We start from the raw sequence: 26801 nt of genomic DNA on the forward strand, positions 1-26801 counted from the left end.
CCCTGCTCCGTGCATTACGCGCCAGGCACGCATACACATGGCAACGCGCCGGACCCCGCATCGGGTCCGGCGCGTTCCGTGTGTGGAGAGAGGTGAGGCTAGCCGGCGACGGGCACGGCCACCAGGGCGCGCGCGCTGCTGGCCGCCCCCAGCGCGACCGCGTGTGAGCCCAGCTCGGCGCGGCTGATCACCAGGGTGCGGCCGCTGACCGGCGGGTGCTCGGCGAGGTAGGTGCGGATGCCCGGTTCGATCAGGTCCCAGGCCCCGCTCACCCCGCCACCCACGACGAGGTGGCCGAGGTCGAGGGTGGCCGCCAGGGTCACCGCGGCCTGGCCGATCATCAGCCCGGCCTCGGCAAACACGTTGGCCGCCGCGCCATCGCCCGCACGGGCACGGGCGGCCAGGGCCGCACCGTCGCCCACCGACAGATCCGCGGCGCTCCGGCCGGCACGGGCACGGTAACGGCGCTCGATCGAGCGTCCCGAGGCGATCGACTCCAGGTGCGCCGACTGCCCACACGTGCACGGCTCCTCGCCGTGCCCGGGTACCACGTAGCTCGGGCTGTGACCCAGCTCACCGGCGGCGCCCTCGGGTCCTTCCCAGAGTGCCCCGTCGAGGTAGATCGCGCCACCCACGCCGGTACCCAGGGTGATCCCGGCTACGTTATCCAGCCCGCGAGCGGCCCCGAAGGACAGCTCGCCCAGCAGGAACGCGTTCACGTCGTTGACCAGCGAGTTGGGGATGCCCAGCTCGCGGTCCAGGTGCGCGCCCACGCTGTAGCCCGCCCAGCCCGCAAACGAGGCGCTGGCCGCCACGATGCGCCGAGTCTGGGGATCCACAACCCCGGCCGCACCGATGCCCACCGACACCGGGGACAACCCGGTCTCGGCACTCAGTTCGGCAATTAGGTCCACCGCGAACTGCACCATCGCCTCGCCACTCACCAGCGCGGGGGTAGCCCCGCCACGCTCGGCGACCACGCGGCCGTGCTCATCTACAAAAACCACCAGGGTGGAGGTGCCGCCAATGTCGACACCCGCAACCACGTTTTCCCCCGAGGCGGCTACGGCAGCGCTCACGCGACGCTCTCGGCGAGAATCGCGCGGGCCGCACGGCGACGCGCCTGTTCGACCGGATCCGGCGAGGGCGCCGAGGCCAGCAGTCGCTTGCTGTACTCGTGCTGCGGACGAACCAGAACCTCGGAGCTCAGGCCCTCCTCAACGATGCCGCCGCGATACATCACCGCCACGCGGTGCGCGATATCGTGCACCACCGCGAGGTCGTGGCTGATGAACAGGCACGCAAATCCGTAGCGCTCCTGCAGCTCACGCAGCACCGCGAGCACGCTCGCCTGAACCGAAACGTCGAGGGCCGAGGTCGGCTCATCGGCGATGATCAGTCCCGGCTCAAGCGCGATCGAACGCGCCAGCCCCACCCGCTGCCGCTGTCCACCCGAAAGCTCATGCGGATAGCGGTCGGCGAAGTCCTTGGGCAGCTCGACCGCATCCAGCAGCTCGGCCACACGCTTGCGGCGCAGCGCCGAGGAGGCGCGCTTGCCCTGCCAGCCGTGCACCACGAGGGGTTCGGCGATGCAGTCGGCGATGGTCATCCGCGGATCCAACGAGGAACCCGGATCCTGGAAGATCACCCCTACCCGGGCGCGGGCCGCACGCTCGCGTCGGTTGAGCAGCGCGCGGTCCCGGACTGGCTGCCCGAAGATGTTGACGTGGCCACCCGCGAGCGGGGCAAGTCCCAGGGCCGCGCGACCCAGGGTTGACTTGCCCGAACCCGACTCCCCCACCAGGCCGACGATCTCGCCGCGGGCGATGGTCAGGCTCACGGCGTCCAGCGCGGTGAAGGTGGAACCCTTGCGGGTGTACTGCACGGTGGCATCCACCAGTTCCAGGGCCGCATCGGCCCCGTCCTGGCGGGCAAATTCGGCCTCGGTTACCGGTGTCGCCCCGTCCACGGCGGGCTCGCTGACCACACCATCAATCTGATTGACCTGACCCGGCACGCCCTCGGCGATACCGGCGATCTCGCTCCAGGCTGCCTCGGGCAGCTTGGGGACGGCATCCAGCAGGCGACGCGAGTAGTCGGCCTCGGGGGCCAGCAGCACCCGCTCGGCCGGGCCCTCCTCGACCAGGTTGCCGCGGAACATCACGGCGACTCGGTCGGCCACGTCCGCCACCACACCCATGTTGTGGGTGACCAGCAGGAACGCGGTGTTGGACTCGGCGGCCAGGCCGCGAATCAGGTCGAGGATTTCGGCCTGCACGGTCACGTCCAACGCGGTAGTGGGCTCGTCGGCGATGATGATGCGCGGGTTGCAGGCCAGCGCGATCGCGATGACCACGCGCTGGCGCTGTCCACCCGAAAGCTCATGTGGGAAGCCCTTCGCGCGGCGCTCGGGCTCGGGAATACCGACCCGACCCAACAGCTCAACCGCGCGCTCCCATGCCTGGTCCTTGGGGCAGATGTTGTGGTTCAGCAGCACCTCGGTGATCTGCTCGCCGATGCGCATGGTGGGGTTCAGGGCCGTCATCGGCTCCTGGAACACCATCGCGATGTCTTTCCCGCGCACCCCGTTCATCTTGGCCTCACTGAGTGTGGCCAGATCGTTGCCGGCGAAGCGGATGGTGCCGCCCACCTTGGCGGTACCGGGCAGCAGGCGCAGCACCGCCATCGAGGTGACCGACTTACCCGAGCCCGACTCCCCGACCAGGGCCAGCACCTCGCCCGGATAGAGGTTCAGCGAGATGCCCTTGACCGCGGGGATCACACCGTTATCGGTGTGGAAGTCGACGGTGAGGTCGGTGATTTCCAGCACGGGCTCGCGTGCGGAGGTGGTTTCGGAACTCACTTGAGTCGTCCCTTCACGTCGAAGTAGTCGCGCAGACCGTCACCGATGCAGTTGAACGCAACCACAACCAGGACGATGCAGAATCCGGCGGGCAGGATCAGCCACCAGGCGCCGCCGTAGGTGTAGGAGATACCGCTGGTGAGCATCGCGCCCCAGTCGGTCGCGGGCTTTTGCACACCCATGCCCAGGAAGGAGATATAGGCAACCAGCAGGATCGCGTCGGCCACCTGGAAGGTCGCGTTGACGATGATGGTGCCCACCGAGTTGGGGATGATGTGGCGGGTGATCGCGCGGGAGTGGGTGCCACCCATCGCCCGGATCGCCAGCACGTACTCGCGAGACTTCAGCGAGATCGACTCGGCCCGCACCAGACGGGCGGGTACCAGCCAGGAGACCAGGCCGATGACCAGGATCATCAGCGGAACACTCGGGCGGGCGATGGTCGAGATGATCAGCAGCAGGAAGGTCGCGGGGATCGCGATACCGGCGTCCACGATGCGCATCATGACCGAGTCGACCCAGCCGCCGACGTATCCGGCGATGGCTCCCCAGAAGGAACCGATCAGGGTGGCCAGCACACCGGCGGCCAGACCGATGATGATCGAAGTCTGACCGGCGATCATCAGGCGGCCCAGCACGTCATATCCCACGTCATCCGTGCCGAGCAGGTGACCCCGCTCACCGGGACGCAGCGAGGCCTCGGAGAGGTTCGTGTGCACCTGGTCGGTCTGGTAGAACAGCGGACCGAGGAAGCAGAAGATCAGGAACAGCACCAGGACGATCAGTCCGAAAACGGCCAACCGGTTCGACGTGAAGCGGGCGAGGGCCCGGCGTCCGGGCTTCGCGGTGCGCGGCTGCGGCGCGGGGGTCGCGGCCGGGGTTGCGGTGACGTCGCTCATGCGAGTTCCCCTCTGGTTCGTGGGTCAAGCAGTGCCTGGATGAGGTCGGCGAGCAGCGAGCCCACCACGGTGGCGATCGCGATGATCAGCACACAGCCCAGCAGCACGGGGTAGTCCGAGGTCTGGGCGGCGGTCCAGAACAGCAGGCCCATTCCCGGATAGTTGAAGAGGGATTCGACCACGATCATGCCACCGAACATCACCGGCAGGTAGTAGCCGAGCATCGCGATGACCGGGGTCAGCGAGTTACGAACCACGTGCCGGGTCACAACCACGGTGACCGAGGTGCCCTTGGCGCGGGCGGTGCGGACGTAGTCCTCGGAGAGGTTGTCGATCGTGGCCGAGCGCATGTAGCGCGAGAAGGTCGCGATGATACCCAGCGCCATGGTCAGCACCGGCAGCACGAGTCCCGCCGGATTGGCGAGCACCTCGCCGACGGTCGAGCCCTGTGGGGCCTGGGCGGGGAACCAGCGCAGCCACTGGCTAAACACGATCACCAGGATCAGGCCCAGGAAGAAGGAGGGCGTGGAGTAGATCACAAAGTTCCACGCGGTGAGGGCCACATCGCCGATCTTGCCGCGGCGGGTGGCCTGGTAGATACCCATCGGGATGGCCACGATCAGGGCAACGATCATGCCGATCAGGGCGAGGGCCATGGTCTTGGGCAGGCGCTGACCGATCGCCACCGATACCGGCTTATTCAGGGTGAACGAGGCCCCGAGATCCCCGTGCAGCAACTGCCACAGGAAGTTCAGGTACTGCTGCCACAGGGGCAGATCGAAACCGTTTTTGTGGTTGAAGGCGTCGATCTGCTCCTGTGTGGCCTGCATACCCAGGACCCCGAGTGCGGGGCCCTGGGGCAGGGCCAGGTGTAACAGTGAAAACACGATGAGCGTGACGATCAGAATCACGATCACGGATTGGAATATCCGTCGCGCGAGGAACGTACCGATGTTTCCCCGTGGTCGCTTGGTTTTTGTCAGTGTGCTCATGGTGCTTCCGTTAGAGGGGTGTTATCCGATTACTTCCAGGACCAACGCTGCGGGTAGAACGAGGCTCCCGGGTCCTGCTGTCCGCCGATGTCCAGGCCCTTCTTGATGACCGAGACCTGGTATACCGGGTTCGGCATCCACATCACGGGCAGGTCCTGAGCCAGCAGCGCCGAGTACTTCTTGGCGATGTCCTTGTCGGTCGAGAAGGTCAGATCGGTGATCAGCTTCTCGGCCTCGGGGTTGTCGTACTGACCGGCGTTCCACTTGGTGTCCTTGGCGAACACGCGCTCACCGTTGGGGTAGGCGGAGAAGTACCAGCTACCGGCGGTGCCGAAGAAGACCAGCTCCCACTTGCAGTCGCCACCGGTCTTGCAGCTCTGAGCCTCGGTGAGGACCGAGTCCAGCGGGATCGCGTCGATGGTCATGTTCACGCCGACCTTCTGCAGCGAGGACTTGATCTCGGCCATCATGTTGTCGGTCTCCTGCGAGCCGTTCTGAGTGGTGACCACGATGTTCATGGCCTGGCCGGCGGCGATTCCGTCACCACACTGGTCGGCACCGGAACCGGCGTTTTCACAGGTCAGGACACCCTGGGCGTTCTTCTTCCAGCCGTGGTCGGTGAAGAGCTTCTCCGAGGCCTTGAGGTCGAACGGGTACGGGTTGTTCTTCTGCTCATCGGAGAGGTAGTCGGTGGCGGGGTCCTGCGGGATCGGGCCGTAACCCGGGGTCGCGGCGCCCTTCCAGATGACATCCGAGATCGACTTCTGGTCGATCGCGTGCTGCAGGGCCTGACGCACGTAGAGCTGCTTGTAGACCGGGCCCATGGTGGGGTTGGCGAAGTTGTACGGCATGTAGGTGATCGACCAGCCCTTCCAGGGGTCAATCTTGTAGCCGAGGTCCTCGAACTGAGCCTTGGAGCTCAGCTGAGCCGAGGTGATGTAGCCGTAGTCCACATCGCCCGAGCGCACCACGTTCATCTCGGCATCGGCCGAGGTGAAGGGCATGAAGGTCACGTTCTTGATCTTGGCCTTGTCCACACCGGTGTACTTCTCGTTGGCGGTCAGCTCAACCTGTCCGGCATCGGTCCACTTGCCCACGGTGTAGGGCCCGTCCACGGTCTTCCACAGCGGGTTGGTGGCGTAGGTAGACATGTCTTCGGCCTGCTTGAACAGGTAGTCCAGAACCTTCTGGGCGCCGGCCTCGTCGCGGTCGTAGTCGCCCACGGCTTCGCTATCGGAGGTCTTGTCCCAGACGTGCTGCGGCATGGGGTACATCAGGGTCAGCTGGTTGGCCAGCAGGAAGTCCTGGTTATACACCTTGTCGAAGGTCAGGGTGAAGTTCTTGTCGTCGTTGATCTCGAACTTCGTGACGTTATCGGGCATGTTTCCAGCCGAGTAGCCACCGATCTTGGTGTTGTTGTAGCGGGCCAGGTTGTACCAGAACTCCACGTCGCGGGAGGTGACGGGCTTGCCGTCGCTCCAGTCGAGGTCGTTCAGGGTGATCTTGACCGAGGTTCCGTCGGCTGAGAACTCGTAGGACTTGGCGGCCGAAGCCTTCTTGTCCCAGCCCATCGCGCCGCCGGTACCGTCATATTCAAACAGCGGAACCCACATGGTGGACTTCAGGGCCTTGTTGTGGGTGGCCATCTTGTCCGGCGGGGACATCGGCAGCAGCCAGTTGGGGCCGGTGCCCGCGGGCAGGGCGTAGGTCACGTTGTCCTTGTTCGAGGCCCCGCTGTCGCCGCCATTGTCGGCACCGCCGGCACAACCGGCGAGGATCAGTGTTGCCGCGGCCGCGGCGGCCACGGTGGCCACCCAGCGACGGGTCGATAATGTACGCATCAAACCTCCTTGTTTTGGCATTGCCAAATTTACTCAAAAGTTGCTTCGAAAATTGGCGTAAGTAAACTGTTACACGAATTAAGCCCCCTCCGGTAGTCGGAGCAGGTTACGTTCGGATAACTACGCCTGTGGGTTAGTCCCGGGTGCGCAGCAGGCGCACAAAGGTTTCGGCGCGGGCACGGTCGGTTGCCCACACCATGCCGGGTCCGGATCCGGTCGCCGAGCCCAGGGAAACCCCGGCCTCGGCGGGCCTCGCCGAACGCGCCGAGAAGTGCAGGGCACCCACCCCGGTCGCCGCCACGGCCTCGCAGTTTTCGGGGCTGAGCCCGCCACCGGCCATCAGGGTGATATCCCCAGCCAGCGGCACCAGCTCCCGCAGCCGTGGGAGGGCATCCCCCACGCTGCTTTCCCCACCCGAGGTGAGGATGCGCCCGATCCCCGAGCCCCGCAGGGACTCCAGGGTGCGCGCCTGATCACGGACGTAGTCGAAGGCGCGGTGCAGGGTCACAAAGACCCCGTCTGCCGCCTCGATCAGCCGATCCAGGGTGTCCCGGTCCAGCTCGCCGTCGCGCAGCGCACCGATCACCACCCCGTCCACGCCGCGGCGCGCATAGGAGCGCACCTCGGCCACCATCACGGCCACCTCATCCTCGGTGAAGTCGAATCCACCGGGGCGGGGCCGCACCAGCACATGCACCTGAGCGGGGGTAACCGCGGTGTGCGCCAGTTCGAGGGCGGTCTCCACGAGACCGTCCGAGGGCGAGAGCCCGCCGAGCTCCAGCCCGGCGCACAGCTCGATTCGATCCAGACCCAGATCCGTGGCGATACGGATGCCGGCGAGGTCGCCGACGGCCATTTCCAGGGTCTGGTGGGTCGAGTTTACGGTCGCGCTCATGGCAGGATCACTCTCGTTCGAGTTCAGTGCGGGTCCGCTGTTGTTTGCGCTCATGGCAGGATCACTGCCTCGAGCGCGGGGTCCTGATCGAACGTATCGAAGGGGAACATCGGCCGGTCGATCCGGTGATGGCCGAGACGTTCGAGGTCTTGGTCGACGCCGCCCGGGGTCAGGGCGAGGGTCCATCCGCGCTGCACATCGTAGAGTTCGGGTTCCAGGTACCCGATCTTGGTGACCACAATCTGGGCGTCAGCGGGCGAGAGCCCGATCGCCGTGAAGTCGGTCACCGCGTGATATGCCTTGCGGAATTCGGTCACGATCACGTGCAGCCCGCCCACCCGGATGACGGCGATGCGGCCGGCGGCCGGATCACCCTCGTGGAGCGAGTGCAGGATGCCCACCACGCGGGCGGGGCCGGCGGGACCGGAGTCCACGCGGGCACCCACCGAAATGTCGACGGGGGCACCGATCGGGGTCTGGGCGAGCACCTCCAGGGCCTCGCGGTCAAAGACCGAGGCGCACAGGGTGATCGGGGAGTCTTCGGCGGTCAGTCGCTCGTCGGCGAGCAGCTGGGTCAGGGTCCAGGTCACATCCCCGGTACCACCGGCGCCGGGGTTGTCGCCCGAGTCGCTGATCAGGTACGGGTGGGTCGCGCTGGCCAGGCCCGCGTCCACACCCTCGGCGAGGGTGCCGGGAGGACCCACAAATTCGAATTCGTCTCGCACGTCCCAGAAGGCACGAGCCAGCTCGTGGGCGCGGGCGGCGATGACCTCACGGTCATAGCCGGTGACCACAACGGTCGCGTTGCAGCGGGGCTCATCGGCCCAGGCGTAGCCCACCCAGATGGCCGCGTCGACAACCTCGGGCAGGGCCTCGATCGCCGGGATCCGGTTGTACAGGCTCTTGGCGGGCTCGACCCGGGTGCTGGTCTTTTCTCCGGGCAGCAGGATCGGCACGCGCACCCACGCCTTGAGCGGACTGCGGCCCTCGCGCAGCGCGTCCACCAGGTTGATGATCGCGCGGTCGCGGGTTTCCCAGGCGTCCTCATGCGGGGCCAGGCGGAAGCAGGTGATCAGGTTGACGGCGTCCAGCAGCGGCTGGGTCACGTTGCCGTGCAGGTCCATGGCCGCCGAGATCACAGTGTCGGGTCCCACCAGGGCACGCACGGCCGAGACAAAGTCACCCTCTGCGTCATCCATACCGTCCACGCTCATGGCACCATGGATGTCGAGGAAGACACCGTCCAGCGGCCCCTCGGCCAGCAGTGCGGCGAGGCCGTCGAGGATCTGCGTGCGGATGCTGGCGTACACGTGTGTCAGGACCGGACCGCCGGGAATCGCGCGGGCACCGAGTACCGGCAGCCACTGGGCGGCGTCGCGCAGTTCGGTGCCGGGGGCGATCGAGGCGTAGCGGTTCACGAGGGCGTCGCCGGTGACGATCGGGAAGTCGCGGAAGTCGGCGCGGTGCGGCGAGAAGGTGCTCGATTCGATGGCGAAACCGGCGATCGCGATGCGCGGAAGAGTGGAGGACGAAGTGCTCATATCCCCAGCATCGGCTCACACGGGCATTCGAGCAAGCCCGGGAGGCTAAATCTCCAAAAACGTAACAAGCACGTAATATATTTCGTAAATTCCGAACTAAGTTTCTACGAATTCGAATTAACTACCGCTGGTACGCAATTCGGCATCGATCCGTGCGGGGTCAACAATCTCCTCCAGCAGGGCCCACCCGATCCCCTGCACTCCGCCGGTCCAGCCAATTTCACTCACCGAGACATCGAGGAAGTCCGTGGCCATCGGCAGACACTGCGTGTAGATCGCCTGACGCACCCCGGCCACAAACGCCTCGGACTGGGAGAGCTTGCCGCCGAGCACCAGGGCCTCGGGATTGAAGAAGTTGACAATCGTCGCCAGCACCTCGCCGGTGCGTCGTCCGGCATCACGCAGGTAGCGGGTGGCCAGGGGGTGGGCGTCGCTGGCGATCGCGATCAGCTCGTTCATCGACTCAACCTCAACCCCCTCCTCGCGCAGCGAATCGAGGATCGCCGATCCGCTGGCGATCACGTCGAGGCAGCCGAGGCGTCCGCAGGAGCACGGAATCGGTTCGGCATCACTCAGCGAGACGTGGCTGATATCCCCGGCGATCCCGCGGAACCCACGGTGCAGGGCGCCCGAGGCGATCACGCCGCAACCGATGCCGGTTCCGGCTTTGACAAACACCAGGTTGTCAATGTTCTGGCCGCGGTAGACGTACTCCCCCAGCGCCATGATGTTGGCGTCATTGTCCACCCGGGCGGGCAGTCCCGAGTAGGACTCCAGCAGCTCGCGCACGGCGACCCCGTTCCAGCCGGGCATCCGCGAGGGTGCCACCAGCTTGCCCGTGCGTGAGTCCACCGGACCCGGCAGCCCCATCGCGATACCGGCGAGTTCCAGGCCCTCCCCGGCCTCGGCCACGAGGGCACGGCTGCGCTCAACCAGCTGGCGCACCACGGCCTCGGGACCGTCGATCAGCGAGACGGTTTCCAGGGACTGGGCGATCAATCGGGCACGACGATCCATGACCCCGAGGGACGCATGATGTTCCCCCAGGTCGATGCCGACAACCACCTGATTGCCCACCTTGAGGGAAAGCGAGCGGGGCTTGCGTCCACCGGTGGATTCGCCCTTTCCGGTTTCCTCCAGGTAGCCGGCGGCGATCAGCTCCTCCACGCGCATGGCGACGGTGGAGGCCGAGACACCGGACAGGCGCGCGAGTTCGGCGCGGGAGGAGGCCTGGCCCGTGCGGATCAGGTGGAACAGCGACCCGGCGCTCGCTCCGGCATTCTGCGCGGCGGCGACCTTCCCACCCCCGCGACGCCCAGGCACCCCCGGCACCACCGGTTCCGCGGGCACCGCCTGGCGCGGTTCAACCGATGCGGTGGGGACGGGATTCGCGGTCACGGGGCCTCCTAAAGCGTGGGTTCTCGCACATTACCGCACTTAGTCCGTGATTGGAGAAAGGTTCTTCGAAACTCGCGGTAATATCGCCCCGAAGGTCGAAATATGACATTTTCGGCGGGCATCCCCGTGCCCCGCACACCGCGTGTAAGAATGGCCGCATGTACCTGTCGATCACCCTCACCGGCGCCCACGCCTCGGGGCTGAACCACCTCCTGCACAAGCACCCCGATCGGGTGCATCGGCGCGAAAAGAACGGCAGCACTGCCACCGTGTTTACCCCGGTCTTCGAGCCCGATCGCGCCACCGTGGGGCTGCTACTTGAGGTCGACCCGATTGCGCTGGTGCGCGGGCAGGGGGCCGCGCGGGATTCATTTACCCTCGGCCAGTACGTGAACGATCGTCCCTACGCCGCCAACTCGCTGCTCGCGGTTGCGCTGCGGCAGAGCTTCTCCACCGCGTTTGCCGGGAACTCCACGGCGCGTGCGGACATCGTGGACCTCCCGCTTCCGCTCCGCTTCGAGATTCCCGCGCTGCCCGGAGACTCGCTGATTCGCGAACTGTTTGAGCCGCTGGGATGGCGGGTGAGTGAGACCCAGATTCCGCTGGATCCCGAGATTCCCGCCTGGGGCGAGGCCGCCGTGCGCCGGGTTGTCCTGGAACAGGACATCGTGCTGGCCCGCGCCCTCAGTCAGTTCTATGTGCTGTTGCCGGTGCTCGACGGAGCCAAGCACTACTGGGTGGATCAGAGTGAAACCCAGACGCTACTGCGTCACGGTGGCGACTGGCTCGCGAGCCATCCCCGGCGCGAGCTCATTCTGCGCCGCGCACTCATCCATCAGGGTGAGTATGTGGACGAGGCGATCGCGGCCCTGGACGGGGTGACGGATGCACCGGACGCTCAAGGCACACCGGGTGCACAGACCACGCCGGCCACTGGTTCCGCGCCGGGCGCGACCGGTTCCGCGGCTCACATGACCGGTCCCACGGCGAGCGCCACCCCGCGCATCTCCCTCGCCCGCGAGCGTCGCGACGGCATCTTGGCCCGGCTGCGCGAGCTGCCGGTTTCCACGGTGGTCGACATGGGCTGCGGGCAGGGGGCACTGCTAAACGTCCTGCTGCGTGATGCCCGTTTCACCCGCGTGATCGGCGCCGACGTGTCCCCGAGCGTGCTCGCCCAGGCGGAGCGTGCGCTGGGCCTGGACCGGATGCCCGAGACGCAGCGGGCCAGGCTGGAACTCGTCCAGTCCTCACTCACCTACCGGGATGACCGCCTGGCCGGGGCCGACGCGATGGTGCTGATGGAGGTCATCGAACACCTGGATGCGGAACGCCTGCCGCGGCTCGAACTGGCCGTCTTTACCCATGCCCGGCCCGCCCATGTGCTGGTGAGTACCCCGAATGCCGAGTACAACGTGCACTATCCGGGACTGGCCACCGGGTCCTTCCGGCACACCGATCACCGCTTCGAGTGGACCCGCGCCGAGTTTGCCGACTGGGCCGAGCGGGTGGCCGCCGAGCACGGTTATCGGGTCAGCTATTCGGGTCTGGGCCCCGAGGATCCCGCCACGGGTGCCCCGACCCAGCTCGCAACCTTCACCCGGATCGGCACCCCATGAGCGCCCTCCCGGCGACTCTGCCCCGCAACCATCACCCGGGTAGGCGCCGCATGAGCACCATTAGCCCTCTCCCCACCGTCTGCCGAGGAGTATCCGCATGAGCGAGTCCATCACACCGATCGAGGTGCGAATCCCCGAGGTGTCACTGGTCCTGCTGATCGGTGCCTCCGGCTCGGGAAAATCCACGTTCGGGCGGGAGAAGTTTGCCCCGTTCGAGGTGGTGTCCAGCGACTTCTGTCGCGGCCTGGTCGCCGGGGACGAAAACGATCAGTCGGCCAGCAAGGACGCCTTCGACGTACTCGAGTACATCGTGGGCAAGCGCCTGGCCGCCGGCCGGCTCACCGTGGTGGATGCCACCAACGTGCAGCCGGGCTCGCGCGCCTCGCTGATCAACCTGGCCCGCGCCCACGACGTGCTCCCGGTCGCGATCGTCCTGGACATGCCCGAGCAGGTCTGCCGCGAGCGCAATCGCCTTCGCCCCGACCGCCAAAACTCCGACGCGGTCATCACCCGACAGCGCGATGCCCTCCGCCGCTCCCGTAAGTCGATGGGCCGTGAGGGTCTGCGTGGTGTTCACGTGCTCTCCTCCCCCGAGGAAGCGGATGCCGCGGTCATTGTGCGCGAGAAGCTGCGCACCGATCTGACCGACCAGCACGGACCCTTCGACGCAATTGGTGACGTGCACGGCTGCCTGAGCGAGCTGGAAACCCTGCTCACCACCCTGGGCTATACCCTCACCCGAGATGATGCCGGTCGCCCCATCGATGCCGAGCATCCCCAGGGACGCCGGGTAATCCTGCTGGGCGACCTGGTGGATCGCGGCCCCGATTCGGTGGGCGTGCTGCGCCTGGCGATGGGCATGCACGCCGCCGGCCATGCGCTGGTGGTGCCCGGAAACCACGAGCAGGCGCTGATCAATGCGCTGGGCGGCAAGAAGGTCAACCTGTCACACGGGCTGGGCGACACCCTGGCCCAACTCGCCGCCGAACCGAAGGAGTTCACCGACGCTTTGCGCGCCTGGCTGTACTCACTGGTCTCGCACCTGGTGCTGGATGACGGCAACCTGGTGGTCGCCCACGCGGGGCTCAAGGAGGCCTATCACGGGCGCAGCTCGGGCCGGGTGCGCAGCTTCGCGCTGTACGGGGACACCACCGGGGAGGTGGATGAGTACGGCCTGCCGATCCGTCTGCCCTGGCAGCGTGACTACCGCGGATCCGCCGTGGTGCTCTACGGCCACACCCCGATGCTCACCCCGCGCTGGGTCAACAACACGCTGTGCCTGGACACCGGCTGCGCCTTCGGTAACGCCCTGAGCGCGCTGCGCTATCCCGAGCGGGAGATCGTCCAGGTGCCGGCCGAACGCACCTACGCCGAATCGCGGCGTCCGCTGGGCGATCCCGAGGACGTGCCGGTGCCCGCGGGGCAGGGACCGGCCACGGGATCCGAACCCACACGCGCCGACGGCACGGCACCCGCGCGGGCCGAACATACGGCCGCCGGCCACCCCGATGCCACGGCCCCTGCACGCCCCGAGGCAGGCACCACGGATCGGTCCGCTCCGGGGAACACTTCACTCCTCGGTCGGGCCCGGGCCGCCCGTCCTCCCCGCGAGCGCGCCGCCGATGAGCTGCGCCTCGACGACGTCCTGGGTCGCCGCTCGATCGAAACCGGGCTGCACGGCCGGGTCGCGATCCGCTCGGAGAACGCCGCCGGCGCCCTGGAGGTGATGAGCCGCTTCGCGCTCTCCCCAAACCTGCTGCCCACCCTGCCCGCGACCATGGCCCCCGTGGAGACCAGCCGGGAGGAGGGCTACCTGGAGTATCCCACCGAGGCATTTGCCGGATATCGGGCCGCCGGGATCACCGACCTCATCGCCGAGGAGAAGCACATGGGCTCCCGCGCCCACGTGCTGGTGTGCCGGGACGCGGATGCGGCCGCCCGGGTACTGGGGACGTCCGCGGACACCACCGGCGCGGTCTTTACCCGCACCGGCCGCGCCTTCTTCGATTCGGCCACCACCGAGGAGCTGCTGGGTCGGGTTCGCGCCGCCGCCGACACCGCCGGTCTCTGGGACACCCTCGACACCGACTGGCTGCTGCTGGATGGCGAGCTGCTGCCCTGGTCGCTCAAGGCCGAGGACCTTCTGCGCGGCACCTACGCGGCCACCGCCGCCGCGGGCCGGGCGAGCCTCGGCGCCGCCGGGGCCGACCTTGCCCGCGCCCTCGCCCGCGGGGTCGAGGTCGAGCCGGAGGCCGAGCGGACCGCGTCCCGGCTCGGTCACATCGAGGACTTCGCCGCTGCCTACCGTCGTTATGTCTGGCCGGTGGAGGGTCTGGATGGGGTGGAATTTGCCCCGTTCCAGCTGCTCGCCTCCCGCGGAGCCGTGCACCACGAGCGCGACCACGGTTGGCATCTGGACATCGCCGACGCCCTGATCGCCGCCGACCCGGCAACGTTCCGCACCACCCGGCGGCTGCGCATCAACGCGGCCGACCCCGACGAGGTTTCCGCCGCCACCACCTGGTGGCTGGAGCTAACCGCGGCGGGCGGGGAGGGCATGGTGGTGAAGCCGTTTGCGGGTACCAGCTTCGATAAGCACGGACTCGTTCAGCCCGGACTCAAGGTACGCGGACGCGAGTACCTGCGCCTGATCTACGGTCCCGACTACACCGATCCGGGCCAGCTTTCCCGGCTGCGCGACCGCCACCTGGGCCACAAACGCTCCCTCGCGCTGCGCGAGCACGCGCTGGGCATCGAGGCGCTCACCAGGTTTGTCCAGGGCGAGCCGCTGTGGCGGGTACACGAGGCGGTTTTTGGCATCCTTGCGTTGGAATCCGAGCCCGTGGATCCGCGTCTCTAATCGCCCTACTCTCGGAATAAAACCCCCCGTTTAAGGGATCTATACACCGGCCTCCTCGGGCGGATATAACGGTAGACAGAGCATCCGAAACACCGCCCCGGCGGTTTCTGTCGAAATCGCTACCGCAGATTTTTCAGAGGAGCGCCATGACCGAGCCGAGGACCGTCCGGAAAGTATTTAGGCGCCCGACGGGCGGGCTGGGGATCCAGTCCAAGCTGCTGATCATGCTGTTGGCGGTGAGCCTGATCTCGATCATCGTGACCGGAATCATCGGTTATGCCAACGGCCGAGACTCCCTCAACGCGGCGGCATTTAAACAGCTCACCACGATTCGTGAGCTGCGCGCCAACGAGGTGGAAAACGCGATCCAGACGATCCAAACCACCGTGCGGTTGAACTCAATCACCAGCGATACCGCCCAGGCCTCGGTCGCCTTCAACCAGGCGTTTTCCGAGCTGGACCAGGCGGGCCCCTACCCCGCCGACCGGGAAAAGGTGTTGGACTTCTACCGGACCTCCTTCGTCCCCCAGCTGGACGAGCGCAGCGGACAGCAGTATGACGCCCTCGGCCTCCTGCCCAATAACAACGCGGGAATCTACCTGCAGTCCCACTACACGTCGGGCACAGATAACTACGACAAAACGCTCACCATCAACGATGCCGGGGACGGGAGTGCCTGGTCTGCCGCCCACGCCCAGTATCACCCCTACTTCCGGGACCTGATCGACAATCTCGGCTACGAGGACATGGTCCTGATCAACCCCGAGGGTCAGATCGTCTACACCGCCTATAAGGGCGTGGACCTGGGCCTCAACCTCTTTGACACCCCCGAAAACCAGTCGGCGCTCTCCAAGGCGGTGTCCCAGGTTCTGCGCAGCGACTCGGTGAACACGGTGGTCACCACCGATTTTGAACGCTATATCCCCTCCCTGGATGTGCCCACCGCCTGGATTGTTTCCCCGGTGGGCACCCGCGAGGGCGGGATCACCGGAGTGCTGGCGGCCCAGGTTCCCATCCAGCAGCTCAATGACACGCTGACGGGAAAGGAATCCTGGGAGCCCCAGGGGCTGGGTAAGTCCGGGGAGGTGTACCTGGTGGGTGAGGACCACCTGATGCGCAGCGTCTCGCGCGCGCTGGTGGAACACCCCGACACCTACGAGAAGGCGGCGATCAGCAACGGTTTGCCGCCGGCCACCGCCAAGCGCATCGTCGAGGTCAAGGGCACGGTGTTGCTTCAGGAAATCAACACGACCCCGGTCGAGCGCGCCCTCAAGGGTCAGGAGGGCACGAGCCTCGCCACCGGCTACCTGGGCATCAAGAAGCTCAGCTCCTATGCCCCGCTGCGCATCGATAACGGACCGCGCTGGGTGGTGGTGGCTAGCATCGACGAGTCCGAGGCGTTCGCCCCGGTCGAGGTGTTTACCCGCATCGTGATGCTCTCCGCCGGGGCCCTGGTGCTGATCGTCGCGGTCATCGCACTGCTGCTCGCCCGGGTCTTCATCCGCCCGTTGAATAAGCTGCTGGGCGGGGTGCGCCGGGTCTCCTCCGGCGAGCGCGACGTGACCGTGGACACCGGTACCCGGGACGAGTTTGCCGAGGTGGGCAGCGCGTTCAACGAACTCTCGCGCAGCCTCCAAACCAAGGCGGACCTGCTGGATGCCGAGCGGGCCGAACGCGACCGTCTACTGCTCTCGCTGATGCCCGAGGCGGTGGCCGAACGCTATCGACAGGGCGACGAGGCGATCGCCGAAGACCACACCGATGTGACCGTGGTGTACGCCGACTTCATCGGCTTCGACGCCTATGCAACCGGGATGAACTCGGGCCAGTCCCTGGCGGCCCTGAACGAGATCCTGACCGGGATGGACGACCTGGCCGAGCAGTTTGGGGTCGAGCGGGTGCGCACCACCAAGCAGGGCTACCTGGCCAGCTGCGGACTGAACGTCCCGCGGGTGGATAGCGCACGCCGGGTCATCGAGTTCGCCCATGCGGCGGAGCTCCTGGTCTCGCGCCTGTCCTCGCAGTGGGGAACCAACCTCGCGTTGCGTGCGGGGGTGGACAGCGGCAGCGTCACCAGCGGTCTGATCGGACGCACCTCGATCGTCTACGACATGTGGGGTGAGGCCGTGAACCTCGCCTACCGGCTCCAGGACACCACCGGGGATCCGGGGATCCTGATTTCCCAGCGGGTGGTGGACCGCCTCGGCGACATGTTCCCGGTGACCCCGATGGGCACGGTGGAAACCACGGCCGGCAGCCAGCAGGTGTGGAAGCTCGATATGGCGGCCAGCGGTGTTTGAGCCGTGGCGGCAGGCCTGGTTTGTGCCGGTGCTGATCGTCACCATCGGCCTGCCGGTGCTGCTGATCGTCTTCACCGAGCTGCTGCGGATCCTGGAGCGGCGAGAGAGCCGGGCCGCGGGGATCCTGCGCCTGATTCGCAACTTTGTATTGCCCCTGGGCGCGCTACTGATCCTGATCTCGCAGATTGATAACCTCGCGCTCGAGGTCAACTGGTCCCGGATCGTGGCCACGGTACTGGGCTTTGTGCTGATCCTCGTGGTCATCAACATGCTCAACTTCGCCCTCTTCGCGACCGCCGAAACCGGTAGCTGGCGTCAGCGTCTGCCCTCGATCTTCATCGACATCATGAAGCTGGTGGTCATCGGTGTGTGCTTCGCTCTGCTGTTCCAGTGGGTGTGGGGCGCGGATGTGGGCGGGCTGTTCACGGCCCTGGGGGTAACCTCGATCGTGATCGGCCTGGCGCTGCAAAACGCCGCCGGATCGGTGGTCTCGGGCCTGCTGCTGCTATTTGAACAGCCCTTCAAACTCGGGGACTGGCTGGATGCCGGTTCGGTGCGCGGCCGGGTCGTGCAGGTGAACTGGCGGGCCGTGCACATCGATACTGGCAACGGTACCCACATCATCCCCACCGCAAGCCTGGCGGGATCCTCCTTCACCAACCTCTCTCGGGTCTCGCAGTATTTTGAGGCCACCACCACGCTGCACTTTGCCAAAACCGATGCGCCGAGCGATGTGGCCCGGCTGGTGCGCGGGATCGGACGGGATCTGCCGCTGCGCATCCCCGACACACCCATCGACGTGGTGCCGACCGGGGCCGGATCCTTCGCGGTATCGATCGCCGTGGTGCGCCCGGCCGATGAGGGACCTACGATCGCGGTGCTGTTGGACTGGCTCTGGTTCGCCGCCCGCCGAGCCGGGCTCAGCCTCGATGGCGAACGCGGAGATGCCTCCACAACCCCCGAGCGCACCTACGCCGCCGCCGAACGGGTGGCCAAACGGCTGCGCTGCGATGAGGAGGATACCGCCGCGATCGAGCAGCGTGGACGGCTCGAACGTTTTGGTACCGGGGAGACCATCACCCGGCGCGGAACAACCTCCACCAACCTGTATTTCATCATCGAGGGTCAGGTTTCACTCGCCGCCGAAGACGATCTGTTTGCGATTCCGTATCACACGCTCTCGGCCCCGGAATCGGTGGGCATGGGTGTGTACACCCAGCAGCCCGAGACCGACACCGCCCGGGCGGTTGGCGTAGTCACGGCCCTCTCGGTTCCGCGGGATCTGGTTGAGGGACTCATCGCCAAGCACCCGCGTCTCGCGATCGAACTGGGCCAGGCCAGCGATAATCGTCGCCAGCTGTTGGCCGCCGCGGTTGCCCGTCGCGCGGCGGCGGCGCTGGCCCAGCGCGGCGGCCGGGGCGACACCTAGCGGGTACCCGAACCGGCATACGTCCGGCTGCACGTGCGCCCGGGTTACGCCCCAGACGGTCGCAACGCTACCGTTCGTTTACCCACGAAGCGTAAACTAACCAAATGGAATTTGCGCTCATGCTCGTGGTTGGTGTGTTCATTCTCGTGCTGGTGAGCGTCTTCGCAAACCGGCTGGGAGTGGCGGCACCGCTGATCCTGGTGGTGGTGGGCGTGGGGATGAGCTTCCTGCCCTGGCTGCCACCGGACTTCCACATCGACCCGTGGATCATCCTGGTGGTGGTGCTGCCTCCGCTGCTGTACTCCTCGGCGGTGAACGTCCCGCTGATGGACTTCAGGCGCAACCTGCGCCCGATCGGCTGGCTCTCCATCGTACAGGTCATCGTGACCGCGCTGCTGGTGGGTCTGATCATGAACGCGCTGATCCCCGACCTCGGTTTCGCCCTGGGTGTGGCCCTCGGTGCCGTGGTGAGCCCGACCGATGCGGTGGCCGCCACCTCGATCGCCAAGCGGCTGGGTCTGCCCACCCGCCTGGTCACCCTGCTCGAGGGCGAGAGCCTGGTGAACGACGCATCGGCCCTGGTGCTGCTGCGCACGGCCGTGGCCGCGACCGCCGGTGCCGTCTCGATCTGGGGAGCGCTGGGCGACTTCCTCTATGCGGCGGCCCTGGCCATAGTGATCGGTGTGATCGCCGGTTACGTCACCGTGTGGATCCGGTCCAAGATCAACGATCCGGTGCTCAACACCGCGCTGTCGTTTGTGGTCCCGTTTGTGGCCTATATTCCGGCCGAGGAATTCCACGCCTCCGGTGTGCTGGCCGTGGTGGTCGCGGGTCTGATCACCGGCCATCGAGGCGCCCGCTACTTCCGTGCTCAGGACCGAGTGAGCGAGCGGTTGAACTGGCGTACGGTCCAGTTCCTGCTGGAAAACGGCGTGTTCCTGGTCATGGGAATGCAGCTCAACAGCCTGCTCGGTGACGCCCGAGCCGGGGTCACCGGTACCTGGTGGACGATCGCGATCGGTCTGATCATCACCGCGACCCTGATCATCCTGCGCTTCCTGTTTGTGACCCCGATGATCTGGGGCCTGCGCTCCGAGGAGCGCCGCGCGGCGGCGATGCAACCACGGATCGAGAGCGTCAGATCAAAGATCGAGGAGGTGGACAGCGAACGCTGGGATGATGCCCGCAAGGATCGTGCCCGCCGCCTGCTCGCCCGGCGTAGCGCCGACATCAGCTTCCTCACCAACGAGGGTCTGGGCTGGCGCGGTGGCGCGGTCATCGCCTGGTCCGGGATGCGCGGCGTGGTCACCCTGGCCGCCGCCCAGTCGCTGGATCTCAATACCCCACACCGGGCCGAGCTTGTCCTGATCGCCTTCACCGTGGCATTTGTCACCCTGATGCTGCAGGGCGGAACGCTGCCCTGGGTGATCCGCAAGCTGGGTGTCTCCGGCCCCACCGCCGAGGCCGAACAGCGCGAACTCCAGTCGTTGATGGCCGAGATCAACCAGGCCAGCGAGGCCGCTCTGGCCAGCCCCGAGCTGCGCCGCCCCGACGGCAAGAAGTTCTCCCCCGAGCTGCTCGAACGCACCCGCAAGCAGGCGGCCGTGCGTGCCGAGTGGACCGCCAAGGTGGAGCAGGAGGATGCCGAGAACGGCATGAGCATCAGCGATGAGTTCCGCGCCCTGCGCCGGGTCATCCTCGATGCCCAGCGCAACGCCCTGCTGGATGCCCGCTCGACCGGAAACTACAGCTCCCCGCGCCTGGCGGCCGTGCAGCACCTGCTCGACAACGAGGACATCCGGCTCTCCCCCGGGGAGCAGGGCCACTAGGCTTCGCGCCTCCCGCACAGAACAAAACGTCCGCCCCGGCAACGGGACGGACGTTTTGTTATTGGCGTGGGGTGCCGGGCCGCTAGCTGTGCGAGGCCTGGATGCTGCGCAGGCGCTCGAGCACCTGGTCGCGCAGATCCTGCGGGGCCGATTCCTTGCAGGCACGCTGGATAACCTCGGTCAGGGTGCGGGACAGATCCGCCTCTCCCTGGCAGGACGGGCAGGTTTCCAGGTGCGCCCGGATGTCCGCGGCGTCGGTCTTGCAGACCTCGTTACGCAGATACTCTTCCAAATTTGTTTTGGCCGCTTCGCAGCCGCAGTCTCCACTCATTGACCGCTCCTTGCCTCTGAGGGGATCGAAATCCCACGTTCGATTGCATAGTCCGCGAGAAGCTCGCGGAGGAGGCGACGCCCCCGGTGTAGTCGGCTCATGACGGTCCCAACCGGGGTCTTCATGATGTCGGCGATCTCCTGGTAGGCAAAGCCCTCCACGTCCGCCAGGTAGACGGCGAGACGGAAGTCCTCGGGAATCGCCTGCAGCGCTTCTTTCACCGCGCTGTCGGGCATCCGGTCGATGGCCTCGGCCTCGGCCGAACGCGAGGCGCGCGCGGTGGTGGACTCGGCACCGCCGAGCTGCCAGTCCTCAAGATCATCGATCGTGCCCTGATAGGGCTCGCGCTGCTTCTTGCGGTACTGGTTGATGTAGGTGTTGGTGAGAATCCGGTATAGCCACGCCTTGAGGTTGGTCCCCTGGCGGAACTGGCCAAACGCCGCATAGGCCTTCACGAAGGTTTCCTGCACGAGGTCCTGGGCGTCCGGCGGATTCTTTGTCATCCGCATCGCGGCACCATAGAGTTGGTCAAGGAAGGGCAGTGCCTGTTCCTCGAACAACGCCCGGGGGTCGTCGCCCGCGGGGGGATTCTGGGATACTTCGTCTTCTGACATCGCAACCCAGTCTACGTCGAGTGCGGTCCCGGGGTCTGGAAGGTCGCCAATTACCTCCGCAAACTGGTCCCGCACCGGGGTCTGAACTACCACCCGTCCACCTTTCCTCGCTAAGTGCCGCTAGATTAGGTAAACAATGCTTGAGTCACAGTATTCCGCGCCCGAGTTCGATATTTACGGTGTCAACCGCCCCGGCGGCGAGCCCGGAGACTGGCCCGCGCCGGTCGCATCCGCGCCAATCCGCGCCACGGTGCCCCTGCCGGGGTCCAAATCCCTCACCAATCGTGAGCTGATTATTGCCGCGTTGGCAAACGGCCCGACCCTGCTGCGTGCGCCCCTGCACTCCCAGGACAGCGACAATATGGTCGCGGCGCTGCGCGCCCTGGGTGTCAGCATCACCGAGGTGGCCCCGGCCACCGAGGGTGGCTTTGGCAACGACCTGAGAATTGTGCCCGCCGAGGAGCTGCTGGGCTCGACCACCGTGGACTGCGGCCAGGCCGGCACCGTGATGCGCTTCCTGCCGCCGGTGGCCGCGCTCGCACTTGGCCCGACCACGATCGACGCCGATGCCTCCGCGCGTCGCCGCCCGATGAACACGCTGATCCAGGCGCTGCGCGCGCTCGGGGTAGACATCAACGATGACGCCCGCGGCACCCTGCCCTTCACCGTGCACGGCACCGGCGAGGTACGCGGCGGTCGGATCGAGATCGACGCCTCCAGCTCCAGCCAGTTTGTCTCGGCCCTGCTGCTGGCCGGTTCCGCATTCACCGAGGGTGTGCACGTGGTGCACACCGGCGAGCGCCTGCCGAGCATCCCGCACATCGACATGACGATCAAGGTGCTCGCCGAGCACGGCGTCGAGGTTACCTCACCGGCAACCGGCGAGTGGATCGTGGCCCCGCAGACCATCCGCGCCCAGGACGTCACGATCGAACCCGACCTCTCCAACGCCGCCCCGTTCCTGGTGGCCGCGGTCGCAACCGGCGGCACCGTCTCGGTCCCCAACTGGCCAGCCGAGACCACCCAGGTGGGCGCCCACCTGGCCGAGCTGCTCCCGCAGTTTGGTGCCACCGTCACCTATGCCGACGGAGTGCTGACCGTCACCGGCCCCGACACCATCGTGGGCGCCAACATCGACCTGACCACCGGCGGCGAGCTCGCTCCCCCGCTGGCCGCCCTGGCCGCGCTGGCCACCACCCCGACCACCCTCACCGGCATCGGGCACATTCGCCACCACGAGACCGACCGCCTGGCGGCCCTGCGTACCGAGATCGAACGTCTCGGCGGACAGGTTGAGGAGCTTGAGGACGGCCTGCGGATCACCCCGCAGCCGCTGCACGGCGGCCAGTGGCTGAGCTATGAGGATCACCGGATGTCCACCGCCGGCGCGATCATCGGCCTGGTGACCCCGGGTGTGGAGATCGAGAACATCGGTGCCACCGCCAAGACCATGCCCGACTTCCCGCAGATGTGGGCGCGCATGCTCGCCGGAACCGTGGACCCGACCCGGGCGGTCCAGGCATGATCCGCATCGGCCGACCCACCAAGGCACGCGCATGAGCTGGTGGGATGAGGTTTCCGGGCCCGATGAGGACGACGACTACATCGATGAGTCCTCGATCCGCACCCGGCCCAATCGCAAGGGCACACGTCCGCGCACCAAGGTGCGACCGAGCCACAGCGACGCCCAGACCGGGCGGATCGTCGCGGTAGACCGCGGCCGCTACCAGGTCATGGTGGATGAGAACGGCGCCGATGAGCGCACCATCACCGCCTCGCGCGCCTCCGAGCTGCGCAAGCAGGGCATCGTCGCCGGCGACCGGGTAGACCTCGTGGGTGACCTCTCGGGTGACGACGGAACCCTGGCCCGGATCGTCCGGATCCAGGAGCGCAGCACGCTGCTGCGCCGCTCGGCGGATGACACCGACGAGGTCGAGCGGATCATCGTGGCCAACGCCGATCAGATGCTGATCGTGGTGGCCGCCGCCAATCCCGAGCCGCGCGCCCGCCTGGTGGATCGCTACCTGATCGCCGCCTACGATGCCGGGGTCACCCCGATGCTCGTGGTCACCAAGACCGACCTGGCCGACCCGGAGGAGTTCCTGGCGAACTTTGTCGGCCTGGACATCCCGGTCTTCACCAGCCGCACCGACTCGATGCCACTGGAAGAGATTCATGCGGCCCTGCGCGGCCACTCAACCGTGTTTGTGGGCCACTCCGGTGTGGGCAAGTCCACCCTGGTCAACGCACTGGTTCCCAGCGCTCAGCGCGCCACCGGGCACGTCAACGCGGTGACCGGGCGCGGTCGACACACCTCCTCCTCCACGGTGTCCTACCGGATCTCCGATTCCGAGGGTGCGGGCTGGGTCATCGATACCCCCGGTGTGCGCTCCTTCGGGCTCGGCCACATCAACACCGACAACATCCTCAAGGCCTTCGGCGACTTCGCCCAGGTGGCCGACACCTGCCCGCGCGGATGCACGCACCTCGAGGATGCCCCCGACTGCGCGATCGCCGCGGCCGCCGCCTCGGGCGAGCTGGGTGAGGCGGGTCCCGCCCGGCTGGACTCGCTGCAGCGCCTACTGAAAACCTTCGCCAAGCGCGCCGAGCCCGAGAGCTAGGACGCACACGGGCTGGGCCGGGGAGCACAGACTCCCCGGCCCCGATTCGTGTCTGCGACACCCCACACTCGTATCCGTCGGCCGTGCTGGGTAGGCTTATGGCATGACCGATTATCCTCGACTCGCACTCGGCGACACCGCACCCGACTTCACCCTGCTCGACCAGGACGGCCAGCCCGTTCACCTCGCCGATCTGCGCGGCAAAAAGGTCATCCTGTACTTCTACCCCGCCGCGATGACCCCGGGCTGCACCACCCAGGCCTGCGACTTCCGCGATAACATCGCCTCGCTCGGGGCCGCCGGTTACACGGTCATCGGCATCTCCAAGGATGCCCCCGGCAAGCTCAAGACCTTCCAGGAGCGCGACCACCTGCCGTTCCCGCTGCTGAGCGATGAGAACCTCGCGGCGCACCAGGCCTACGGCGCCTACGGTGAGAAGAACAACTACGGCAAGATCATCCTGGGCACCATCCGCTCGACCGTGGTACTGGATGAAAACGGTGTGGTGACCCTGCCCTGGTATAACGTCAAGGCCACCGGCCACGTGGCCAGCCTGCGCAAGAAGCTCGGCATCGACGCCTAGGACCCGCACACACAAAACCGGGCCGATCTGAATGATCGGCCCGGTTTTTGTTATTCGGGCCCGGTGCTGCCCGCATCCGGCGTCCGTTCGGCCTCGATTCGGCGCAGCCAGCCGCTCAGGATGCGCTCCAGATCCGCACGATCCTGCGCATCCAGTCCGGCCAGGAGGCGCTGCTCCTCGGCGACGTGCGCGGTGTAGGCCGCATCGATCAGCTCCTTGCCCGCGGAGGTGAGCGCGATGACCCGGCCGCGGGCATCGCCCTCGGCGGTGCGCCGGGTGATCAGGCCCGCACGCTCCAACCGGTCCACCCGCTTGGTCATCGCGCCGGTGGTCACCATGGTGTTGTGGGCGAGGTCTGAGGGCGAGCGCTCAAAGGGGGTGCCGGCGCGACGCAGCGTGGCAAGCACGTCGAAGTCGCCCTCGCCGAGGCCGAAGCGCGCGTAATTGGCCAGGATGTCCACCATCAGGAAGCTGCCCACGCGGTGCAGTCGGCCGATGACGCCGAGCGGGGAGACATCAAGGTCCGGGCGCTCGGCGGCCCAGGCTGCCTGAATCCGGTCGACGTGATCCGGGGTCTCGGGGGAAGTCATGCTCCTAGCCTAACCCAGAACCCGAGATAGTTTCCATGGAAAGTGTTACTGTAGCTTCCATGGAAACTAATTTGCGCTGGATCCTGATCACGGCGATAGCCCCGATCCTCTGGGGATCCACCTACTACGTCACCGCGCACCTGCTGCCCGCCGATTCCCCGCTCTGGGGCTCGGCCATTCGCGCACTGCCCGCCGGACTGATCCTGCTGGCGATCAGCCGAAAGCTGCCGCGTGGATCCTGGTGGTGGCGCTCGCTTGTGCTGGGCACGATCAACATGGGGGCCTTCTTCGCCCTGGTCTACGTCGCCGCCCAGCTCCTGCCCACCAGCATCGCCTCCACGATCATGGCGACCGGACCGATCGTGATGATGCTGGTCGCCTGGGCGCTGATCCGCGAGCGCCCGAAAATCATCGCGGTGGTCGGGGCCGTTCTCGGGCTCGCCGGCGTCGCGATCATGCTGGGTGGGGGCGGCGGCGAGATCAGCCCGCTCGGCGTCCTCGCCTCGGTCGCCGCCATGATCCTCAGCGCGTTCGGCTTTGTCCTCGCCAAACGCTGGGCCGGGCAGGTGGATCCGCTCTCGCTCTCCGCCTGGCAGCTGATCGCCGCGGGCCTGGTTCTGCTGGTTGCGGCAGCCCTGGTCGAGGGCGCACCACCGGCCCTCACCCTCAACATGCTGTGGGGATTCGGCTACGTCTCAATCCTCGCCACCGCGCTCGCCTACACCGCCTGGTTCACCGGACTCAAGCACCTCAGCGCGGGCAGCGTGGGCCTGATCGGCCTACTCAACCCGGTGGTCGGGGTCCTGCTGGGCACCGTTCTGGCGGGCGAATCACTCACCGTGCAGCAGATCCTCGGACTGGTTCTGATCCTGGTGGGCATCGTACTGGGGCAGCCGATCATCGACCGCTTCCGGGCGCGCAAAAACACCGCCCGCTCCGCCGTGACAACCCCGGCACAGGCGGTGGCATCCGCCAAACGAGACTAGCGGCGCTGGCTGCGGTAGCGAGCTTCCTCGTCGGGATCCTCATGCCGCAGCACCGCCGTCACGGGCTTGGAGAGCAGCAGCGCAATCCCGATCACCGAGGGGATCAGGATCGCGATGCCCGCGAGCGGCTGCGCGGTCTCGCCCTGGAACGCACCCACGGCAATCGCCAGCTGCAGAACCTGCCAGATCAGCGCGCCCGCCCGCACCCAGCGCGCCAGGCGCAGCGAGGCGATAAAGAGGGCGACCACCCAGAGCGCACCGGCGGCCACCAGCACGGTGAGCGCAATCGCGGTGGGCATCGAGGTGGCTCGCTCGGTGAACAGATCCACCACGAGCCAACCGGTCACCAGGATCATCGCCAGCGCCTCGAGTCCAAGGATCACACTGAGCCAGCGCAGGTTGGGGTGCACGCCGGAGGAGGCGGGGACGGATGAACGATCGGTATCGTCGGACTGAGACATGGACAAACCCTTAGAAAACTCTTGCGCTGTGGTGACCAATATGCGACCATATTTGAGGCCGAGTCGCCGCTCACAGGGTCGTGGGCACCAACGCGTTTATTGTTTCGCGACCTCTGAGACTCGGTACGATCCCCTCACACCGACCTTAGCTG

General features: G+C 66.8%; 21 protein-coding genes. 9 read left to right on the forward strand and 12 right to left on the reverse strand.

The genetic code is table 11. From position 1 onward, the window contains the following. Positions 1 to 98: 98 nt before the first annotated feature. The 8 genes from M2390_RS09340 to M2390_RS09375 form a co-directional block, all read right to left on the reverse strand. Positions 99 to 1079 (reverse strand): ROK family protein, encoded by a 981-nt coding sequence (locus M2390_RS09340; protein WP_259178201.1) that lies wholly within the window; start codon positions 1077 to 1079, stop codon positions 99 to 101. Further along, on the reverse strand, positions 1076 to 2863 hold the full coding sequence (locus M2390_RS09345) for an ABC transporter ATP-binding protein (RefSeq protein WP_259178202.1): 1788 nt from the start codon (positions 2861 to 2863) through the stop codon (positions 1076 to 1078). Before M2390_RS09345 ends, M2390_RS09340 begins: the two co-directional genes overlap by 4 nt. Next, positions 2860 to 3762 (reverse strand): ABC transporter permease, encoded by a 903-nt coding sequence (locus M2390_RS09350; protein WP_121689186.1) that lies wholly within the window; start codon positions 3760 to 3762, stop codon positions 2860 to 2862. Before M2390_RS09350 ends, M2390_RS09345 begins: the two co-directional genes overlap by 4 nt. Continuing rightward, complete coding sequence (locus M2390_RS09355) at positions 3759 to 4754, reverse strand: ABC transporter permease (RefSeq protein ID WP_051701935.1); 996 nt, start codon at positions 4752 to 4754, stop codon at positions 3759 to 3761. Before M2390_RS09355 ends, M2390_RS09350 begins: the two co-directional genes overlap by 4 nt. Before the next feature lie 29 nt (positions 4755 to 4783). Beyond that, positions 4784 to 6595, reverse strand: a complete 1812-nt coding sequence (locus M2390_RS09360) for a peptide ABC transporter substrate-binding protein (RefSeq protein ID WP_121689187.1) — start codon at positions 6593 to 6595, stop codon at positions 4784 to 4786. Between the two features lie 133 nt (positions 6596 to 6728). After that, positions 6729 to 7490: a copper homeostasis protein CutC gene (locus M2390_RS09365; protein ID WP_259178207.1), complete on the reverse strand. Its 762-nt coding sequence runs from the start codon at positions 7488 to 7490 to the stop codon at positions 6729 to 6731. Between the two features lie 50 nt (positions 7491 to 7540). Beyond that, positions 7541 to 9031 (reverse strand): M81 family metallopeptidase, encoded by a 1491-nt coding sequence (locus tag M2390_RS09370; protein ID WP_259178208.1) that lies wholly within the window; start codon positions 9029 to 9031, stop codon positions 7541 to 7543. Between the two features lie 117 nt (positions 9032 to 9148). After that, positions 9149 to 10429 carry an ROK family transcriptional regulator gene (locus M2390_RS09375; RefSeq protein ID WP_259178210.1) on the reverse strand — a complete coding sequence of 427 codons (1281 nt, stop codon included), beginning with the start codon at positions 10427 to 10429 and terminating at the stop codon, positions 9149 to 9151. A gap of 158 nt (positions 10430 to 10587) precedes the next feature. Here M2390_RS09375 and M2390_RS09380 point away from each other — a divergent pair, with 158 nt between their 5' ends. The 5 genes from M2390_RS09380 to M2390_RS09400 all read left to right on the forward strand — a co-directional run bounded on the left by M2390_RS09380 (position 10588) and on the right by M2390_RS09400 (position 20463). After that, positions 10588 to 12045: a 3' terminal RNA ribose 2'-O-methyltransferase Hen1 gene (locus M2390_RS09380; protein WP_259178212.1), complete on the forward strand. Its 1458-nt coding sequence runs from the start codon at positions 10588 to 10590 to the stop codon at positions 12043 to 12045. Between the two features lie 97 nt (positions 12046 to 12142). Then, a complete protein-coding gene (locus M2390_RS09385; protein ID WP_259178213.1) occupies positions 12143 to 14905 on the forward strand; it encodes a polynucleotide kinase-phosphatase in 2763 nt (920 codons plus the stop codon). A gap of 146 nt (positions 14906 to 15051) precedes the next feature. Further along, complete coding sequence (locus M2390_RS09390; protein ID WP_259178215.1) at positions 15052 to 17205, forward strand: adenylate/guanylate cyclase domain-containing protein; 2154 nt, start codon at positions 15052 to 15054, stop codon at positions 17203 to 17205. Next, positions 17198 to 18634 carry a mechanosensitive ion channel domain-containing protein gene (locus M2390_RS09395; RefSeq protein WP_259178217.1) on the forward strand — a complete coding sequence of 479 codons (1437 nt, stop codon included), beginning with the start codon at positions 17198 to 17200 and terminating at the stop codon, positions 18632 to 18634. Before M2390_RS09390 ends, M2390_RS09395 begins: the two co-directional genes overlap by 8 nt. A 104-nt stretch (positions 18635 to 18738) precedes the next feature. Next, positions 18739 to 20463 (forward strand): sodium:proton antiporter, encoded by a 1725-nt coding sequence (locus M2390_RS09400; RefSeq protein WP_259178221.1) that lies wholly within the window; start codon positions 18739 to 18741, stop codon positions 20461 to 20463. A gap of 82 nt (positions 20464 to 20545) precedes the next feature. Here M2390_RS09400 and rsrA read toward each other — a convergent pair whose 3' ends face one another. Both rsrA and M2390_RS09410 read right to left on the reverse strand, forming a co-directional pair. Then, the gene (rsrA, locus tag M2390_RS09405) at positions 20546 to 20794 is read right to left on the reverse strand and encodes a mycothiol system anti-sigma-R factor (protein WP_259178224.1); all 249 of its coding nucleotides are present in this window, start codon (positions 20792 to 20794) and stop codon (positions 20546 to 20548) included. Further along, complete coding sequence (locus M2390_RS09410; protein ID WP_051701974.1) at positions 20791 to 21408, reverse strand: sigma-70 family RNA polymerase sigma factor; 618 nt, start codon at positions 21406 to 21408, stop codon at positions 20791 to 20793. The genes rsrA and M2390_RS09410 overlap by 4 nt, the downstream gene beginning before the upstream one ends. A gap of 136 nt (positions 21409 to 21544) precedes the next feature. Here M2390_RS09410 and aroA point away from each other — a divergent pair, with 136 nt between their 5' ends. The 3 genes from aroA (at position 21545) to bcp (ending at position 24612) form a co-directional block, all read left to right on the forward strand. Then, entirely contained in the window at positions 21545 to 22933 is a 1389-nt protein-coding gene (aroA, locus tag M2390_RS09415) for a 3-phosphoshikimate 1-carboxyvinyltransferase (protein WP_259178227.1), read from the forward strand. Between the two features lie 31 nt (positions 22934 to 22964). Beyond that, positions 22965 to 24029, forward strand: a complete 1065-nt coding sequence (rsgA, locus tag M2390_RS09420) for a ribosome small subunit-dependent GTPase A (RefSeq protein ID WP_121689194.1) — start codon at positions 22965 to 22967, stop codon at positions 24027 to 24029. Between the two features lie 103 nt (positions 24030 to 24132). After that, positions 24133 to 24612, forward strand: coding sequence for a thioredoxin-dependent thiol peroxidase (gene bcp, locus M2390_RS09425; RefSeq protein ID WP_259178229.1), 480 nt, complete (start codon positions 24133 to 24135; stop codon positions 24610 to 24612). A 50-nt stretch (positions 24613 to 24662) separates the two neighbouring features. Here bcp and M2390_RS09430 read toward each other — a convergent pair whose 3' ends face one another. Continuing rightward, positions 24663 to 25202, reverse strand: coding sequence for a MarR family winged helix-turn-helix transcriptional regulator (locus tag M2390_RS09430; protein ID WP_259178231.1), 540 nt, complete (start codon positions 25200 to 25202; stop codon positions 24663 to 24665). A gap of 59 nt (positions 25203 to 25261) precedes the next feature. Between M2390_RS09430 and M2390_RS09435 the strand changes: the two genes are divergently transcribed. Next, complete coding sequence (locus M2390_RS09435; protein ID WP_259178233.1) at positions 25262 to 26188, forward strand: DMT family transporter; 927 nt, start codon at positions 25262 to 25264, stop codon at positions 26186 to 26188. On the opposite strand, the gene M2390_RS09440 is transcribed toward M2390_RS09435, so the two are convergent. Beyond that, positions 26185 to 26649: a hypothetical protein gene (locus M2390_RS09440; protein WP_259178234.1), complete on the reverse strand. Its 465-nt coding sequence runs from the start codon at positions 26647 to 26649 to the stop codon at positions 26185 to 26187. The genes M2390_RS09435 and M2390_RS09440 overlap by 4 nt on opposite strands. Between the last annotated feature and the right edge of the window lie 152 nt (positions 26650 to 26801).

The sequence above is a fragment of the Mycetocola sp. BIGb0189 genome (genome assembly GCF_024810155.1).
Classification (GTDB): domain Bacteria; phylum Actinomycetota; class Actinomycetes; order Actinomycetales; family Microbacteriaceae; genus Mycetocola; species Mycetocola lacteus.

Bases quoted from the DNA above. Each gene is read 5' to 3' on its own strand.
- M2390_RS09350 (WP_121689186.1), bottom strand. From the start codon at position 3,762: ATGAGCGACGTCACCGCAACCCCGGCCGCGACCCCCGCGCCGCAGCCG.
- M2390_RS09355 (WP_051701935.1), bottom strand. From the start codon at position 4,754: ATGAGCACACTGACAAAAACCAAGCGACCACGGGGAAACATCGGTACG.
- M2390_RS09360 (WP_121689187.1), bottom strand. From the start codon at position 6,595: ATGCGTACATTATCGACCCGTCGCTGGGTGGCCACCGTGGCCGCCGCG.
- M2390_RS09365 (WP_259178207.1), bottom strand. From the start codon at position 7,490: ATGAGCGCGACCGTAAACTCGACCCACCAGACCCTGGAAATGGCCGTC.
- M2390_RS09370 (WP_259178208.1), bottom strand. From the start codon at position 9,031: ATGAGCACTTCGTCCTCCACTCTTCCGCGCATCGCGATCGCCGGTTTC.
- M2390_RS09380 (WP_259178212.1), top strand. From the start codon at position 10,588: ATGTACCTGTCGATCACCCTCACCGGCGCCCACGCCTCGGGGCTGAAC.
- M2390_RS09385 (WP_259178213.1), top strand. From the start codon at position 12,143: ATGAGCGAGTCCATCACACCGATCGAGGTGCGAATCCCCGAGGTGTCA.
- M2390_RS09390 (WP_259178215.1), top strand. From the start codon at position 15,052: ATGACCGAGCCGAGGACCGTCCGGAAAGTATTTAGGCGCCCGACGGGC.
- M2390_RS09400 (WP_259178221.1), top strand. From the start codon at position 18,739: ATGGAATTTGCGCTCATGCTCGTGGTTGGTGTGTTCATTCTCGTGCTG.
- rsrA (WP_259178224.1), bottom strand. From the start codon at position 20,794: ATGAGTGGAGACTGCGGCTGCGAAGCGGCCAAAACAAATTTGGAAGAG.
- M2390_RS09410 (WP_051701974.1), bottom strand. From the start codon at position 21,408: ATGTCAGAAGACGAAGTATCCCAGAATCCCCCCGCGGGCGACGACCCC.
- aroA (WP_259178227.1), top strand. From the start codon at position 21,545: ATGCTTGAGTCACAGTATTCCGCGCCCGAGTTCGATATTTACGGTGTC.
- rsgA (WP_121689194.1), top strand. From the start codon at position 22,965: ATGAGCTGGTGGGATGAGGTTTCCGGGCCCGATGAGGACGACGACTAC.
- bcp (WP_259178229.1), top strand. From the start codon at position 24,133: ATGACCGATTATCCTCGACTCGCACTCGGCGACACCGCACCCGACTTC.
- M2390_RS09430 (WP_259178231.1), bottom strand. From the start codon at position 25,202: ATGACTTCCCCCGAGACCCCGGATCACGTCGACCGGATTCAGGCAGCC.
- M2390_RS09435 (WP_259178233.1), top strand. From the start codon at position 25,262: ATGGAAACTAATTTGCGCTGGATCCTGATCACGGCGATAGCCCCGATC.
- M2390_RS09440 (WP_259178234.1), bottom strand. From the start codon at position 26,649: ATGTCTCAGTCCGACGATACCGATCGTTCATCCGTCCCCGCCTCCTCC.